The organism is Anaerococcus sp. HMSC068A02 (genome assembly GCF_001811125.1).
Classification (GTDB): domain Bacteria; phylum Bacillota; class Clostridia; order Tissierellales; family Peptoniphilaceae; genus Anaerococcus; species Anaerococcus vaginalis_C.
In genome coordinates this window covers 41,133-55,941 of sequence record NZ_KV803774.1, presented here as the reverse complement: position 1 = coordinate 55,941, position 14,809 = coordinate 41,133, and the positions used below count along the sequence as shown (strand labels likewise).

Below are 14,809 nucleotides of genomic sequence, written 5' to 3'. Positions count from 1 at the left end.
CCTATTTTTTCAACCTTGGATCTAAGGCATCTCTTAGTCCGTCTGCAAATAAATTCAATGATAAAATCATCAAACTTAATAGTAAAGAAGGAATTATTAATCTATAAGCGTAGGAATAAATTCCTCCAAGAGCATCTGCTGCCAAAGCACCAAGGGATGTCATAGGTGCTGAAACTCCAATTCCCAAAAATGATAAAAATGATTCTAGAAATATTGCTGATGGTATTTGCATGGCAGTCATAACTATTACTTGTCCTATACAATTTGGAAATAAGTGCCTTCTAATTATTCTTTTTTTAGAACCACCCAAAGCTTCAACTGCTGTAACAAATTCTTGTTTTTTTAGCATTAAAACTTGTCCTCTTATAATTCTTGCCATTCCTACCCAATAAAGTAGACCAAAGGCAATAAATATTGAAATAAGAGCAGGTCCTAGGACACCAATTTTTTTTGCAAATTCTGATGATGAGGAATTTACAAAAGATTTCATAGGTTGTGATATACCAATTGATAATAAAATTACTACAAGTACATCTGGAATTGAATAAATCAAATCCAAAATTCTCATCATTATAGCATCTACCCTTCCACCAAAATATCCAGAAATTGCTCCATAAATTGTTCCTATTATCAAAACAATAAATGATGCAAAAATTCCAACTATAAGTGAAACTCTAGTTCCATACATTGTACGAACCATCAAATCTCTTCCTAATTTATCAGTTCCAAAAGGATACCTAAGACAAGGAAATAAATTTTCATCGCCTCTGTATTGAGTTGTGTAATCTCCTTTTACCAAAAATGGTCCGATAAAAGCAAAGATACAAACAACAATCAAAAATCCAATAGAAACCATTGCAACTTTATTTTCTTTTAGCCTTCGTAAGGCATCTTGAAGATAGGAAGTTGGAGGAGTTTTGGTCATGAAATTTTCTTTTGAGCTTTCAGATGCAAGCTCAAAATCATCAGATGAAAATTCATATTCCTCTAATTTTAATTTTGAATTTAAATTAAATAAATCTTCCATACTAATCTCCTTTAGTTAAGTCTATTCTTGGATCTATAAATCTGTATAAAATATCAACAACCATATTCATAACAATTACCATAAAGGCAAAAAAAAGTGTTGTCGCCATTATTATTGGATAATCTCTATTTAAAACTGAGTTAATAAAATATCTACCAAGTCCTTGAACAGAAAAAACTGATTCAACTACCATAGATCCTGTAATAATTCCAGCAGTAAGTGGTCCAAGATAAGTTAAAACTGGAATAAAAGCATTTTTTAGGGCGTGTTTAAATAAAATTTTTCCTTCAGAAACTCCCTTTGCTCTTGCAGTTCTAATGTAATCTTGACCAATTGCATCAAGCATTGATGATCTTGACAACCTTGCTATGTAGCACATAGGATAAAATCCTAAAGAAAAACATGGCATAAAATAAGAGCCAACAGTGTTAAGTCCCATTGTTGGAAAAATTTTTAATTTTACACCAAAAAATAAAAGTAGGAGAGTTGCTACTACAAAGCCAGGAGCGGAAATTCCTATGGTTGTCAAAACCCTCAAAAATGAATCCAACTTTTCGCCTCTGTGATAAGCTGCGAGAGCACCCAAAGGAACTCCCACCAAAGTCGCCCACAAAAGTGCGATAAGTCCAAGTTTTACACTTGTTGGAAGCATTTCTTTTATAATATCGATAACTGGTCTGTTTTTTTGCATTTTTAAAGATACGCCAAATTCTCCGTGAAGAGCATTTACAATAAATTTTTTTAGTTGCACAGAATAAGGTTGGTCTAATCCATATTTTTTATTTAAAGCCTCTAGCACCTCAGGCGATTGAGATTTTTCACTTGCAAAAGGTGAACCAGGCACGAGCTTCATGAGAAAAAAAGTAATACAAGTTACCAAAAGCAAAACTGCTATTGCTTGTAAAATTCTCTTTATTATGTACTTAATCATATTTCCTCCTTGTTTTATCTAATTATATACTTTATCAAGATAAATTGCAAGTACGGTAAATTGTTAATGTGATAACGTTATAAACCTAGCTTTATCAATACTTTTCGCCGATTTCAAAAAATGAAAATTTAAAATATTTTTTCAAAAAAATTTATTTTTTTTAATTTTTTTCTTATAAAAACTAGATTTTAAATATAGTTTTAATATTTATTTATTCTACACTTATTTCCTTCAAATTTTTTGATAAAAACCGCTTATAACTTTTTAGTAACCGCTTGTCCAAATTTTGTAGTCAAGGCAAAAATTTTTATGTATTATATAAACACAAGGAGGATTTAATGAAAGTCGAATTAATAATTGATGAAAGTTTAGATGAAAGTCTTGTAAAAATTTATGCTCCTTCATATAACGAAGATATTGAAAATATAAAAAGAAGTCTTGAAACTACAAATATTGATAAGATTCTTGTTTTTAAAGATGAAGAAATTTATCTTTTGGAATATGAAGAAATTATTAGGTGTATTACTAAGGATAAAAATGTATTTATTGAAAGCAAAAACGGTGAGTATAAATCAAGAATAAGACTTTACGAGCTTTACGAAAGGCTAAATAAAAATAAATTTATAAAAATATCAAGATATGAAATTATAAATCTTGATTATGTAAAAAAACTAGACCTTTCATTTAAAGGAACAATAGCAGTGGAATTTAAAAACGGAAGCATTTCCTATGTTTCTAGAAGATATTTAAAAGAATTTAAAAAAGCCTTAGGATTTTAGGAGGAAATTATGAAATATTTAAAAAATTTATTAGCATCATTTTTGGTAGGAGTTGGCATTGGAAGTGTCATAGAAATATTTATCTCCCTTGCTATAGGAAAAATCACTTTGGGAGTTCCAGAATTTTTAAATGGACAAGACTCACTTTTAAAGGCAAGAATTATTGAGATAATCTTATATGGTGGTTTTGGAATAGTGTCTTTTATTGGAGATAAAATAATAAAAGAAGATAATTTGTTAAAGGCAAGTCTTTTACATTTTTCAATTTTAGCCATATATTTTATAATAGTAGGATTTTATCTAAAATGGCTACCAAATATACAATCTGCTGTTATTTCTTTAGTATTTTTTATCATTATTTACTTGATTATTTGGACAGTAATATATTTTTCAACAAAATCTGATATTGAAAAATTAAATAAAAAATTTAAGTAAAAGAAAAGTGATGAGCTAAAATTTTTTTATGCTCATCACTTTTTCTTAGTTAATGCTATTTAATTTGCTTTTACTTTCTGTTTGCTGTAGCTATTAATGAAATTCCAGTATCTGCTATATTTTCTATAACTACATCTCCAACATGAACTGGGGCTTTTATTTTTGCCTTATTTATTTCATCCATCGCCTCATTCATTTTGTTTTTTGGAATTGCATCGGCAGTTTTTACTGAAACTGAATATTCTTTTCCACCATCAAGTTTTACAGTTGATGTAACAACCCTTACTGGATTTTTTACTTCGTTTCTAGCGTAAACTTCTCCTCTTTTACAGGTATTTCCTGTAACATCGGTTATATTTCCTTCTTCATCCATTGTTACTGTCACAAGGCAGCCTAGAGGACAATTTATACAAGTTAAATCCTTTTTCATATTTCCTCCAATTTTATTTCTATTTCTTTTGTATCTTCATTTATATCTTTTTTCTTTAAAATTAAGTTTTCCATCTCTCCTGGAGCATAAACTAATTTTCTTTTCTTTGTTACTTCTTTTCCGTCAACAAACATTTTTAAAATTCTATTTTGATAAACATTGTTTACCCTAAACCTAATTATAGCTTCATCTTGCATGGTGTCTGGATTTATATATTGTGGTAGTGTATAAGAAATTCCATCTCCTGCCTTTAAATAAATTGGCTCTTTTTGAGATTTTTGGAAATTATCTTTAATATAATCTGCTGCATTTTTAGCTGCAAGTTCACTTTCTTCTGTTACATAATCTACCAAATCATGAACGTGCAATACATTTCCTGCTGCAAATACTCCATCAACATTTGTCATTAGCCTATCTGAAACTACTGCTCCTTTTGTTTTAGGATCAATTTCAATTTTTGCTTGTTTTGTAAGTTCATTTTCTGGCAAAAGTCCTACTGAAAGTAAAATTGTATCGCAGTCAAAATGTTTTTCTGTTCCAGGAATTACTTTCATATTTTCATCTACTTGTGAAAGAGTACAACCTGTAACTCTTTCATCTCCTTCAATTGATGAAATTGTTGTATTGAAATAAAGTGGAATTCCAAAATCGTCTAGACATTGAACTATATTTCTTTTTAATCCTCCAGAAAATGGCATAATTTCAGCAACACATTGAACATCTGCTCCCTCTAGGGTCATTCTTCTTGCCATAATTAAACCAATATCTCCAGATCCCAAAATTACTACTTTTTTTCCTGGCATATAGCCTTCAAGATTTATCATTCTTTGAGCTGTTCCTGCTGAAAATACTCCTGCGGGTCTGCTTCCCGGAATATTTAACGCTCCTCTTGGTCTTTCCCTACAACCCATAGCAAGGATAACTGCTTTTGGTTTTAAAGTAAACATTCCATTTTCTTCATTCATCAAGGTTATAGTTTTATCATTTGCAAAATCTATTACAATTGTATTTAATAAAACATCAATATCTCTTTTTTCAACTTCATCAATAAATCTTTGAGCATATTCTGGACCTGTAAGTTCCTCATTAAATCTGTGTAAACCAAAACCATTGTGGATACATTGATTTAAAATTCCTCCAAGCATTTCATCTCTTTCAACTATAAGTATGTTTTCAATTCCTTCATCATAGGCACGAGCAGCAGCTCCAAGTCCTGCAGGACCTCCACCTATTATTACTAAATCATAATTTTTCATTTAAATGCTCCTTACTTTACATGTCCTTTTATGTAGTAAGAATCTTTTCCATTTTTTACTACATCGTCATAGTCTTCGCCCAATTCTCTTGCAAGTATTTCCATAACTCTTGGCAAACAGAATCCTCCTTGGCATCTTCCTGCTGTAGCTCTTACTCTTCTTTTGATTCCATCAACAGTTGTAGCACCAAGAGGACGATTGATTGCATCTACAATTTCGCCTTCTGTTATAGATTCACACCTACAAATAATTTTTCCGTATCTCTTGTCTTTTTTAATTAATGCGTCGTGTTCTTCAAGACTTAATTCGCTAGTTTTTGGAGTAGGTTTTCTATCATAAGTAAAATCTTTATTTTCTTCAAGATTTAATTTTTCGCTTACAAGATTTGCCATATATTCTCCAATAGCTGGAGCTGATGTAAGACCAGGGGACTCAATTCCTACACAGTCAAAAAATCCATCAAGACTTTCTTTTAAAATAAAATCTCCACCTACTTCATGAGCTCTGTTTCCAGAAAATGAAGTTATAACCATTCTTACAGGAACATTTTTTACAGTATGATTTGATTTTTCTATAACTTCTTCAATGTGTTCTCTTGTTGAACGTCTATCATGTTTATCATCAATAAAATCAGAAGTTGGTCCTACAAGAGTATTGTTATCAATTGTTGGAGATACCAAAATTCCCTTACCTTTTTCAGTAGGAAGGTTAAACATAACGTGATTTACAAATCCTTTTGTATCCTTATCCAAAAGTAAATATTCTCCACGTCTTGCTTTTATTTCAAATTTTTCATCTGAAACAGCATTGTGGATTTCATCTGAATATACTCCAGCAGCATTTATAACTGCTTTTGTTTGATATGTATTATTCTCAGTAGAAACTTCCCAATATCCGTCTTTTTTTTCAGTTTTTATAACTTTTTCGTAAAATTTATAGGAAACACCATTTATATTTGAAACTTCTGCAAAGGCAATATTCATCAAAAATGGATCAACAATTCCTGCCTCTTTTGCATACAAAGCAGCCACAACATCGTCTGTTATATTTGGTTCCATTTTCAAAACTTCTTCTCTGTTTAAAATTTCCATTCCAGAAACGCCATTTTCAATTCCTTGATCATAGAGTGTTTGTAATTTTGGCATATCTTCTTCGCTGTGACAAAGAACAAAAGTTCCAATTTTTTTGTAAGGGAAAGATAATTTTTTGGCTTCATCTTCCATCATGTGATTTCCTCTTACATTCATTTTTGCCTTCATTGTTCCAGGCTCTGCATCATAACCACCATGGCAGATAGCAGAATTTGCTTTTGAAGTTTCTGTGCACACATCTTCATTTTTTTCTAAAACTAGAAATTTTCCTTTTTTCTTTGATAGTTGGTAGGCAATAGAAGTACCCGTTACTCCTGCTCCTATAATTATTGCATCAAACATATTTCTTCCTTTCAAATAAATTTAAATGAAAAAAAAGCAAGTTAAAATAGGGCCTACTTTAACTCGCTTTCTCATCGTCTTATTTTATTGTTAATTTTATTATATTATATTATATAATCTTTGTAAAATTATTCTTCGTAATGATTTGCCCAACCAAAGGCTCTTTGCATAGCTCTTTGCCAGTTTCTATCTTTTTTATCTCTTTCTTCAACAGAAATTTCTGGAGTAAATTCTCTATCAACAAGTCTGTTTTCTTTAATTTCTTCAAGATCTTGATAGAATCCTACAGCAAGTCCTGCCAAATAACAAGCACCTAGAGCTGTTGTTTCAAGAGTTTCTGGTCTTTCTACTTTTGTTTGAATCATATCAGATTGGAATTGCATTAAGAAATTATTTGCACTTGCTCCACCATCAACTTTTAATTCTTTAAGTGGCGCACCAGAGTCTTTTGCCATTGCTGTTAATACATCGTTTGTTAAATATGCAAGGGACTCAAGAGTTGCTCTTACAATATGGTATTTGCTAGTTCCTCTTGTAATTCCTACGATTGCTCCTCTTGCATAAGCATCCCAATATGGAGCACCAAGTCCTGTGAAAGCTGGAACTACATAACATCCATTTGTATCATCAACTTTTGTAGCCATATATTCAGTATCATCAGCTGCATCAACAATTCTTAATTGATCTCTTAACCATTGAATTGCAGAACCTGCAACAAAGATTGAACCTTCAAGAGCATAATTTACTTTTCCTTCTTCAAGTCCCCAAGCAATTGTTGTTACAAGTCCATTGTCAGATTTTACAGCTTCTTCGCCAGTATTCATAAGTAAGAATGCGCCTGTTCCATAAGTATTTTTTGCATCCCCTTTGTTAAAACATGTTTGTCCAAACAAAGCTGCTTGTTGGTCACCTGCGATTCCTGCTATAGGAATTTCGCCATCAAAATATCCAGCAAAAGTATTTCCATAAACATAGCTTGATGGTTTAACTTCTGGAAGCATACATTTTGGAATATTTAAAATTTCTAGAAGTTCATCATCCCATTCAAGAGTATGAATATTAAATATCATAGTTCTTGATGCGTTTGTATAATCTGTTACGTGAACTTTTCCACGAGTTAAGTTATAAATTAACCATGTATCAACAGTACCAAATAAAAGCTCTCCGTTTTCTGCTCTTTCTTGTCCATTTTCAATATGGTCTAAAATCCATCTAATTTTTGTTGCTGAAAAATATGGATCAACTACAAGTCCAGTTTTATTTTGAATTGTTTCTCTGTAACCATCTTCTACTAATTTGTCAGCCATATCAGCTGTTCTTCTACATTGCCAAACGATTGCATTATAAACTGGTTTTCCTGTAGCTTTTTCCCAAACTATTGTTGTTTCTCTTTGGTTTGTAATTCCTATAGCTTCAATGTCTTTTGATTCAATACCTAATTTTGCAATTGCTTCAGTACAAACTCCAAGTTGAGTAGACCAAATTTCTGTAGCATCATGTTCAACCCAACCAGGGTGTGGGAAAAATTGAGTAAATTCTTTTTGAGCAACAGACATTATTTCGCCTTTTTTGTTAAAAATAATCGCTCTGTTACTTGTAGTTCCAGCATCCAACGCCATAATATACTTTGTCATACAAACTCCTTTTACATTTTCCAAACATTATAATTTGATGATGATACAGCAATCGCCTTTGAATTTAGGGCATCAAAAACATCTTTTTTATCTCTAATAAGCCCTCCAGCAATAATTGGGATAGATGTTCTTTTTTCTATATCATCTAGTATTTTTGGCATAATACCAGGAAGTATTTCAACAAGATCACAATTTGCTTTTTTTAAAGTTTCTTTTACATTTTTATAGGACAAGGAATCAAGTACAAAAAATCTTAGTATGGATAAAAGTCCTATTCTTCTTGCATAAGCCGCATTTTGACTTCTTGTTGTAATAATTCCATCGGCATTTGTGTATTTTTTTATAAATGATGAAGATAGAGATGATGAAGAAAGTCCCTCAATAAGGTCTTCATGAACAAAAACAATCTTGTCATGGTCTTTTAATTTTTCAACAATATTGGTTATATTTTCAATATTTCCATAAAGAACGAAAACTATTTTGTTATTCTTGTAATCATCTTTAATACATTCTTTCAAATCCGTATTATCTTTTATTGCCATAATACAAGGATTATCAAAAAGCAAATCCACTATATCAATCATTTTTCCTCCAAATACACAAAGCGAGCCCTATAAAAAATAAGTGCTCGCTTCTCCAAATATATTTATTACACCCTCATTGTAGCACATAAAATTTATAAATGCAAACAATTTCATCTAATATTTTTTATTTTTTTAAATTTTTCTCTTATTATTGTAAATTCAAAGAATTTTTTTATTTTTTAATTGTTATTTTTTAAAATATAATTTTGAAATCATTTTAAATTTTAAAATTTTCAAATAAAAAAAGATGGAAATAATCCATCTTTATTGTTCTTTTGTAAATAATTCTTTTTCTTCTTGTGTAAGTTCTCTGTAATCTCCTGGATTTAAGGTATTATCTAATCGCAATTTTCCTATTGCAAGTCTTTTTAGTTTTACTACTTCGTTATCGTTATTTGAAAATAATCTTTTTACTAAATGAAATTTTCCTTCTGTTACGTAAACGTAGGCTTTTTTATCTTCAATTATTTTAAGCTTTGCACTTCTTGCGTAATAATCATCTTCTTTTATATATACGCCTTCTTTAAAAATTTCTACTAGGGCAGGTTCGATTTTTTTTGATGTTTCTACTTCGTATTTTTTCCAAATATTTGAATTTGGACTTATTACTCTGTGGATAAATTTTCCATCGGTTGACATTAACAAAAGTCCTGTTGTATCTTTATCAAGACGACCTGCTATTGCCAAATCTAAATTTAAATAAAATTCATCCAAGTCACTCATTACAGTTCCATCAAGTTCGTTTGATTGGCAAATTAATCCTTCTCTTTTGTTCATCATTATATAAATATTTTCAAAATAATCTACAAGCTCTCCCATATAGATTACTTCGTCAATATTTGGATCAACTTTTACTGATGAATCTTTTATAATTTCTCCGTTTATTACAAGCCCGCCTTTTTTTGCATTTTTCTTTATATTTTTTCTAGTATCAAGATTGGCGTTTCCAATCATTTTATCTACTCTCATTATCATTTTTAACTCCTAAAATATTTCTTACATTTTCTTCTAATTCTAGGAAATCTTCTATAAATCCTAATAAATATTCTTCGCCTTTTGCTGTTATATAATAATATTTTCTTTTTGGCCCAACTTTTGATTTTTCTTTTGAAGAAAATATAAGACCTTTTTTCGATAATCTTTGCAAAATAGGATAGACTGTAGATTCGGTCATATTATAAAAACCGTTAAGTCTTAGGGTTTCTACAATCTCATATCCATAAGTTTCTTTGTCTTTGATTATTTTTAGAATTACCCCTTCGATAACTCCTTTTAACATTTGAGATTTCATTTTATCACCTTAAAAAATTGTATTGCTTAGTAGGACTTAATCAAGTTCTTTTGCAAAAATATGCCATAGGGCAAAATTTGCATTGTCTTTTATCTTGTGTTTTTATTTCAATATTTTTTTCTACTATATTCTTTCCTATTTCGTCTATATTTTTCATATCAAAATCCAATTTTTCTACTTCTATAAGTTTATCTTCTTCAATAAAATATAAGATCATCTTGTTTACTTTTTTATTATTATAAACTAACAAATTGTAGTAAGTAAGTAGTTGGTTTTTGTAGGAAATTAAATTATTTTCATCTGCCTTTCCAGTTTTTATATCGATAATTGTTCCATCTTCAAGGATTATATCAATATTTCCTTGCAAAATATAGGAAAATCTATCAAGTTTGATGTTCATTTCCGAATATTTTATCGGAAAATTTCTATTTACAAAATTTTCAATTGGTTTTTGAAATTCTTTGTTTTCCTTTATAAAGTCATTTATTGCATGGTAAGAAAGATTTTCTTTTTTTAAATTTGTAAGATATTCAGCAAGGCTGTGAACTTTTGAACCAAATTCCAAAGATTTTGATTTTTCTTTTTTAAAATCCAAAACTCTTATAAATTTATATTTTAATGGACAAGATTTGTAAATTGAAATATCCGTTGTATATGCCAAAATTTCTTTTTTTACAATATCTTCTTTGAATTTAAAATCTATGGTTTTTAATATTGAAGACGAATTTAATGAAAAGGCAAAATTTTTAAGGTAGGAATTTTTGGAATTATCCAATAAAACCAAAAGATTTTTTGCTCTGGTAAAGGCTGTATAATACTTCCTATAATAATTTTTTAAAAAATCACTTTCTTTTTTCGCCTCAAGTTTTGGACTAAATGCACGCATATCTTTTCTTGGATTATCATTTAAACTTGATACAAAAACCACATCATACTCAAGTCCTTTTGCTTGATGAATTGTAGAAAATATTACAGAATTTTTTGGAGCATCAAAATTTTCAAATTCGCTTACGGCTGAATTTTTGAAAAGATAAAAAATATATCCATAAATTAAATCCACTGATTTTTTGTAATAATTTATATCATAGCCACAAAGATTTGTAAAATCCGATAAAATTGATGTAAATTTTCCAATATTTGAAAGCTCTCTTATTGAATTTAATTTGTCGATTTTTTTATCCAAAATCTCCCTAAAAATTTCAAGTCCAAAAGCTTTGTATAAAATGTCTGTGTAAGATTTATTTTCTTTAATATTTAATTTTTCTTCCTTTATATAAGCATTTAATTCTTCGTTTTTTGTAAATTCTTTATCATCGAAAATGCTAACAAGATATTTTTTGAAATTTGTTTCTTGAGTCCACTTGTACTTATCTGGGTTTGAACCTGTAAGTTTTTTGGGTTTTTTTGAAAAAATTGAAATAAGAACATAAAGGCAAAGTCTAATTTCTCTTCTTTTGAAAAACAATTTTGAAGATTTATTTAAAACATTTATTCCGTGATTTTCAAAATAAGTTTGCAAAGATTTTGGATAATCACTATTTAAAGACGGAAACAAAAATGCTATTTGGTTCAAATTTATTTTTTTGTTCAAAAATTTTACTATATTTTCAATATTTTCATATTCATTTGCCCTAGCCCTTACAACAGAATTTTCATTTTTTTCGCCATCATTAGCTCTAAGATTTTTTATTTTTTCAAGGTCAAAAGCTTTAGAATTTACAAGAAACTCTCTAGATTTGTCAATTATTTCCTGATTAGACCTGTAATTAATATCAAGATGATAAAAATTCGCCTTTCTTTTCATCTTCATCTTGCAAGTTTTATCAAAATCTCTCAAATTTTTAGGACTTGCTCCCCTAAATGAATAAAGAGCCTGATCATCATCTCCAAAAACCATAAGGTTTTTGCCCTTACAAAGGCTAAAAGAAATTTCTTCTTGAATAGTATTTGTGTCTTGGTATTCATCAATTATTACAAAATCAATCCTATCCCTAATTTTTTTTCCATAAAAAGGATCTTTTAAAAGATCATAAAATTTTTTTAAAATCAATTGATAATTTATAAGGTCATTTTCATCAAGAAAATTTGCCCAAGCCAAATAAATTTCCAAAGCCAAAATGTCACGAGGATTATTAGAATTACGAAGTTCATCCAAGTCGACCAAATTATTGGTAATATTCGCAAAAATCCCCTGAATTTGTCCGACCTCATTATAAGAAATAAATTTTGAAAAATTCGGAATATTTTCAAAAATATCCATATTTTTTTCAATCAAATATCCTTCAATATGAGAGTCGATAACCAAAGGATCAAAAATTTTATTCGTAAAGGATTTATATTCTTTCAAAAAAGAAAGAGCCAGAGAATGAAAATTTCCAATCAACATATTTGAAGTATCAGCATAAATATTCTCTTTTTTAAGACCTGACTCTACCCTTTCAATAAGCTCATTCGCTGCCTTTTTTGTAAAAGTAGTCACAAGGATTTTGTTAGGACTAATCCCGTCATTTTTTATTAAAGAAATAATTTTTTGAACAATTGTGAAAGTTTTTCCCGTACCAGGCCCTGCCAAAACTGCACAAGGATATTTTGCATCTTCCACAATCAATTTTTGTTTTTCATTTATCATAAAATCAACTCATACACAAATCTTTTAGACCTCTTAATTTTGTCATCAACAGTACAAATTCCAATTTTTTCAAAAGAAAATTTTTTAATTAAACTTTGCATTTTATAATTATCAGGATGGGTGTCAATCCTAATCGACTCCATTTTTGAAATTTTTCCATAAGAAATAATTTCTTCAAAAAATCTATTAGCAAGACCTTTACCTTTTGCACTTTCCTTCACACTCAATCTGTGAATAGTAAAAAATGGCCCGTGATTTTTGAAATCATTTTCAATATTTTTGTAATCTTCTTCGTAAGATTTTTTCAAAAAAGCAAAAGATAAAATTTCTCCATTTTCCTCATAAACAAAACTTTCTCCCGTAAAAATATTTTCCAAAATCCCCTTTCTATCAGGAAGTCCATTTTGCCATTGATTAACTCCATCTTTTTTCAAGGCTTTTTTCCCATCATTTATTATTACCATTATTTCATCTAAATCTTTAATTTCTGCTATTCTCATACAATCATTATACATTAAAAAATTTTTTATTAAATTCTCAAAATTTCTTTTGGTTTTGAAAATAAAAAAGCTATGAGCAAAACTCATAGCCTATATATATTTAAGGGGGTCTTATTTAATTTTTTACCAAGCAGGAATCCATGCTCCTCCTGTTAATTTTTCGTAGTCTTTTTTGGTTTGGTTTGTTTGGTAATAATTTTTCACAAAATCATTTAAAACTTTGTCATCTTTTCTTTCTTTTTTGGCTGTAAATACATTTACGTATGGATTAGTGTCATCTGCTTTTGATTCTTCAAATTTTAAAGCTGGATATTCGGTTGCAATTTTTGAATCTAGAGCGAATGTATCATTTACTATTGCAAGGGCAGCCGAATCGAGATTTCTTGCTGTTTGTGCTGCATCAACTTCTGTGATTTTTAAATTTTTTATATTTTCTTTAATATCTTCAACTGTTACTGGATCGCCTTTTTCTCCTTTTACTTTTATAAGTCCTGCATCTTGTAATAAAAACAAGGCTCTTGCTCCGTTTGATGCATCGTTTGGAATTACTATTTCATCATTTTCTTTTACTTCATCTAGTGATTTATATTTTTTGGAATAAATTCCAAGTGGAGCAAGCATTGTATTTCCTATTGAAACAAGTTCTGTCTTGTGGTCTTTGTTATATTCTTCTAGAAATTTTTTGTGTTGGTAGGCATTTAAATCAATATCACCAGATTCTAGTGCTTCGTTTGGTTGGTTGTAGTCTGAAAATACTACAAGTTCAACTTTATTTTCTGTTTTATCTTCGTATCTTTTTATAACCTCATTTAATACGTCATTATATTCTCCAACAACTCCGATTTTTATACTTTGTTTTTCTTTTGGATTTTCATTTGAATTTGATGTAACTTTTTTATCTTCCTTATTTCCACATGAGCTAAGTCCCACAAGTAGGGCAAGTCCTAAAGCAATTTTTCCTATTTTTTTCATTTTTTATCTCCTTTTTTTATTTCCAAGCTGGGATTTCTGATCCCTTTGTTTCTTTTTCTATTAATTTTTTAGTTTCTTCTGTTTGATAATAATTTTTCACAAAATTTTCTAATGTTTTTGAATCTTTGTCTTCTTTTCTTGCTGCAAATATATTTACATAAATTGCTTTTGCTGGATCGTCTTTATCTTCTAAATAAATTGAATCTTCTGTCGGAATAAATCCAGCATCTACTGCCATTCCAGAATTTATAACTGATGCAGCGACTTCTGTAAGATTTCTTGCTGTTTGGCTTGCATCAAGTTCAATTATTTCCAATTTTTTTGGATTTTTCTTGATATTATCAAGAGTAATTGCATCTCCTTCTTTTCCTTCAACTTCTATTAATCCTGCTGATTGTAAAAGAAAAAGTGCTCTTGCTCCATTTGTTGGATCGTTTGGAATTGCGATTTTATCCCCATCTTTTATTTCTTTTACATCTTTTATTTTGTCAGAATATATTCCCATTGGTGCAAGCAAGGTATCTCCAACTGAAACTATATCTGTTTTGTGTGATTTATTATAATCTTCCAAGAATTTTTTGTGTTGGAAGGAATTTATATCAATATCTCCAGAATTTAACGCTTCATTTGGTTGGTTATAATCTGAAAATGGTACGATTTTTATTTTCTTTCCCGTATCTTTTTCAAATCTTTTTGCCACATCTTCTAAAACTTCATTTTTTTCGCCACAAACTCCTATTTTAATTTCTTTTGCATCGGCAAATCTGTCTTCACTTTTTGCTTGATTTGATGCAGAAGAATTTGAATTTGTATCTTCCTTTTTATTTCCACATCCTGTTAAAGTTAGTACAAGTGATAAGCCAAGGGCAATTTTCTTTAAATTTTTCATCATTTTCCTCCTAATATTT

The 14,809-nt window shown here is 29.4% G+C and carries 15 protein-coding genes; 2 read left to right on the top strand and 13 right to left on the bottom strand.

From position 1 onward, the window contains the following. Position 1: 1 nt before the first annotated feature. A complete protein-coding gene (locus HMPREF2782_RS08780; RefSeq protein ID WP_070642439.1) occupies positions 2 to 1,027 on the bottom strand; it encodes an ABC transporter permease in 1,026 nt (341 codons plus the stop codon). Between the two features lies 1 nt (position 1,028). Next, on the bottom strand, positions 1,029 to 1,958 hold the full coding sequence (locus tag HMPREF2782_RS08775) for an ABC transporter permease (RefSeq protein ID WP_070642436.1): 930 nt from the start codon (positions 1,956 to 1,958) through the stop codon (positions 1,029 to 1,031). Positions 1,959 to 2,296: 338 nt separating this feature from the next. Here HMPREF2782_RS08775 and HMPREF2782_RS08770 point away from each other — a divergent pair, with 338 nt between their 5' ends. Continuing rightward, the gene (locus HMPREF2782_RS08770; protein WP_070642433.1) at positions 2,297 to 2,737 is read left to right on the top strand and encodes a LytTR family DNA-binding domain-containing protein; all 441 of its coding nucleotides are present in this window, start codon (positions 2,297 to 2,299) and stop codon (positions 2,735 to 2,737) included. Between the two features lie 9 nt (positions 2,738 to 2,746). Then, on the top strand, positions 2,747 to 3,172 hold the full coding sequence (locus tag HMPREF2782_RS08765) for a DUF3021 domain-containing protein (protein WP_070642430.1): 426 nt from the start codon (positions 2,747 to 2,749) through the stop codon (positions 3,170 to 3,172). Positions 3,173 to 3,242: 70 nt separating this feature from the next. Here HMPREF2782_RS08765 and HMPREF2782_RS08760 read toward each other — a convergent pair whose 3' ends face one another. From HMPREF2782_RS08760 to HMPREF2782_RS08710, 11 genes are all read right to left on the bottom strand, one after another. Further along, entirely contained in the window at positions 3,243 to 3,602 is a 360-nt protein-coding gene (locus HMPREF2782_RS08760) for a DUF1667 domain-containing protein (protein ID WP_070642427.1), read from the bottom strand. Further along, positions 3,599 to 4,858, bottom strand: a complete 1,260-nt coding sequence (locus tag HMPREF2782_RS08755) for an NAD(P)/FAD-dependent oxidoreductase (protein WP_070642424.1) — start codon at positions 4,856 to 4,858, stop codon at positions 3,599 to 3,601. Before HMPREF2782_RS08755 ends, HMPREF2782_RS08760 begins: the two co-directional genes overlap by 4 nt. Before the next feature lie 11 nt (positions 4,859 to 4,869). Then, positions 4,870 to 6,291, bottom strand: a complete 1,422-nt coding sequence (locus tag HMPREF2782_RS08750) for an NAD(P)/FAD-dependent oxidoreductase (protein WP_070642422.1) — start codon at positions 6,289 to 6,291, stop codon at positions 4,870 to 4,872. 128 nt (positions 6,292 to 6,419) lie between these two features. Continuing rightward, positions 6,420 to 7,925 (bottom strand): glycerol kinase GlpK, encoded by a 1,506-nt coding sequence (glpK, locus tag HMPREF2782_RS08745; RefSeq protein WP_019118271.1) that lies wholly within the window; start codon positions 7,923 to 7,925, stop codon positions 6,420 to 6,422. Positions 7,926 to 7,936: 11 nt separating this feature from the next. Then, complete coding sequence (locus HMPREF2782_RS08740; RefSeq protein WP_004838009.1) at positions 7,937 to 8,509, bottom strand: glycerol-3-phosphate responsive antiterminator; 573 nt, start codon at positions 8,507 to 8,509, stop codon at positions 7,937 to 7,939. A gap of 264 nt (positions 8,510 to 8,773) precedes the next feature. Continuing rightward, positions 8,774 to 9,484 (bottom strand): pseudouridine synthase, encoded by a 711-nt coding sequence (locus HMPREF2782_RS08735; protein ID WP_070642419.1) that lies wholly within the window; start codon positions 9,482 to 9,484, stop codon positions 8,774 to 8,776. Further along, a complete protein-coding gene (locus tag HMPREF2782_RS08730; RefSeq protein ID WP_004838007.1) occupies positions 9,465 to 9,800 on the bottom strand; it encodes a PadR family transcriptional regulator in 336 nt (111 codons plus the stop codon). Before HMPREF2782_RS08730 ends, HMPREF2782_RS08735 begins: the two co-directional genes overlap by 20 nt. Positions 9,801 to 9,840: 40 nt before the next feature. Continuing rightward, positions 9,841 to 12,429, bottom strand: a complete 2,589-nt coding sequence (locus HMPREF2782_RS08725; RefSeq protein ID WP_070642417.1) for an ATP-dependent DNA helicase — start codon at positions 12,427 to 12,429, stop codon at positions 9,841 to 9,843. Continuing rightward, the gene (locus HMPREF2782_RS08720) at positions 12,426 to 12,944 is read right to left on the bottom strand and encodes a GNAT family N-acetyltransferase (protein ID WP_070642599.1); all 519 of its coding nucleotides are present in this window, start codon (positions 12,942 to 12,944) and stop codon (positions 12,426 to 12,428) included. Before HMPREF2782_RS08720 ends, HMPREF2782_RS08725 begins: the two co-directional genes overlap by 4 nt. A gap of 108 nt (positions 12,945 to 13,052) precedes the next feature. Next, positions 13,053 to 13,901, bottom strand: coding sequence for a MetQ/NlpA family ABC transporter substrate-binding protein (locus HMPREF2782_RS08715; protein WP_070642414.1), 849 nt, complete (start codon positions 13,899 to 13,901; stop codon positions 13,053 to 13,055). A 16-nt stretch (positions 13,902 to 13,917) separates the two neighbouring features. Continuing rightward, complete coding sequence (locus tag HMPREF2782_RS08710; RefSeq protein ID WP_070642411.1) at positions 13,918 to 14,790, bottom strand: MetQ/NlpA family ABC transporter substrate-binding protein; 873 nt, start codon at positions 14,788 to 14,790, stop codon at positions 13,918 to 13,920. Positions 14,791 to 14,809 lie beyond the last annotated feature (19 nt).

Excerpts from the sequence above, each read along its gene's own strand:
- HMPREF2782_RS08780 (WP_070642439.1), bottom strand. The coding sequence starts at position 1,027 with ATGGAAGATTTATTTAATTTAAATTCAAAATTAAAATTAGAGGAATAT.
- HMPREF2782_RS08775 (WP_070642436.1), bottom strand. The coding sequence starts at position 1,958 with ATGATTAAGTACATAATAAAGAGAATTTTACAAGCAATAGCAGTTTTG.
- HMPREF2782_RS08770 (WP_070642433.1), top strand. The coding sequence starts at position 2,297 with ATGAAAGTCGAATTAATAATTGATGAAAGTTTAGATGAAAGTCTTGTA.
- HMPREF2782_RS08765 (WP_070642430.1), top strand. The coding sequence starts at position 2,747 with ATGAAATATTTAAAAAATTTATTAGCATCATTTTTGGTAGGAGTTGGC.
- HMPREF2782_RS08760 (WP_070642427.1), bottom strand. The coding sequence starts at position 3,602 with ATGAAAAAGGATTTAACTTGTATAAATTGTCCTCTAGGCTGCCTTGTG.
- HMPREF2782_RS08755 (WP_070642424.1), bottom strand. The coding sequence starts at position 4,858 with ATGAAAAATTATGATTTAGTAATAATAGGTGGAGGTCCTGCAGGACTT.
- HMPREF2782_RS08750 (WP_070642422.1), bottom strand. The coding sequence starts at position 6,291 with ATGTTTGATGCAATAATTATAGGAGCAGGAGTAACGGGTACTTCTATT.
- glpK (WP_019118271.1), bottom strand. The coding sequence starts at position 7,925 with ATGACAAAGTATATTATGGCGTTGGATGCTGGAACTACAAGTAACAGA.
- HMPREF2782_RS08740 (WP_004838009.1), bottom strand. The coding sequence starts at position 8,509 with ATGATTGATATAGTGGATTTGCTTTTTGATAATCCTTGTATTATGGCA.
- HMPREF2782_RS08735 (WP_070642419.1), bottom strand. The coding sequence starts at position 9,484 with ATGATAATGAGAGTAGATAAAATGATTGGAAACGCCAATCTTGATACT.
- HMPREF2782_RS08730 (WP_004838007.1), bottom strand. The coding sequence starts at position 9,800 with ATGAAATCTCAAATGTTAAAAGGAGTTATCGAAGGGGTAATTCTAAAA.
- HMPREF2782_RS08725 (WP_070642417.1), bottom strand. The coding sequence starts at position 12,429 with ATGATAAATGAAAAACAAAAATTGATTGTGGAAGATGCAAAATATCCT.
- HMPREF2782_RS08720 (WP_070642599.1), bottom strand. The coding sequence starts at position 12,944 with ATGTATAATGATTGTATGAGAATAGCAGAAATTAAAGATTTAGATGAA.
- HMPREF2782_RS08715 (WP_070642414.1), bottom strand. The coding sequence starts at position 13,901 with ATGAAAAAAATAGGAAAAATTGCTTTAGGACTTGCCCTACTTGTGGGA.
- HMPREF2782_RS08710 (WP_070642411.1), bottom strand. The coding sequence starts at position 14,790 with ATGAAAAATTTAAAGAAAATTGCCCTTGGCTTATCACTTGTACTAACT.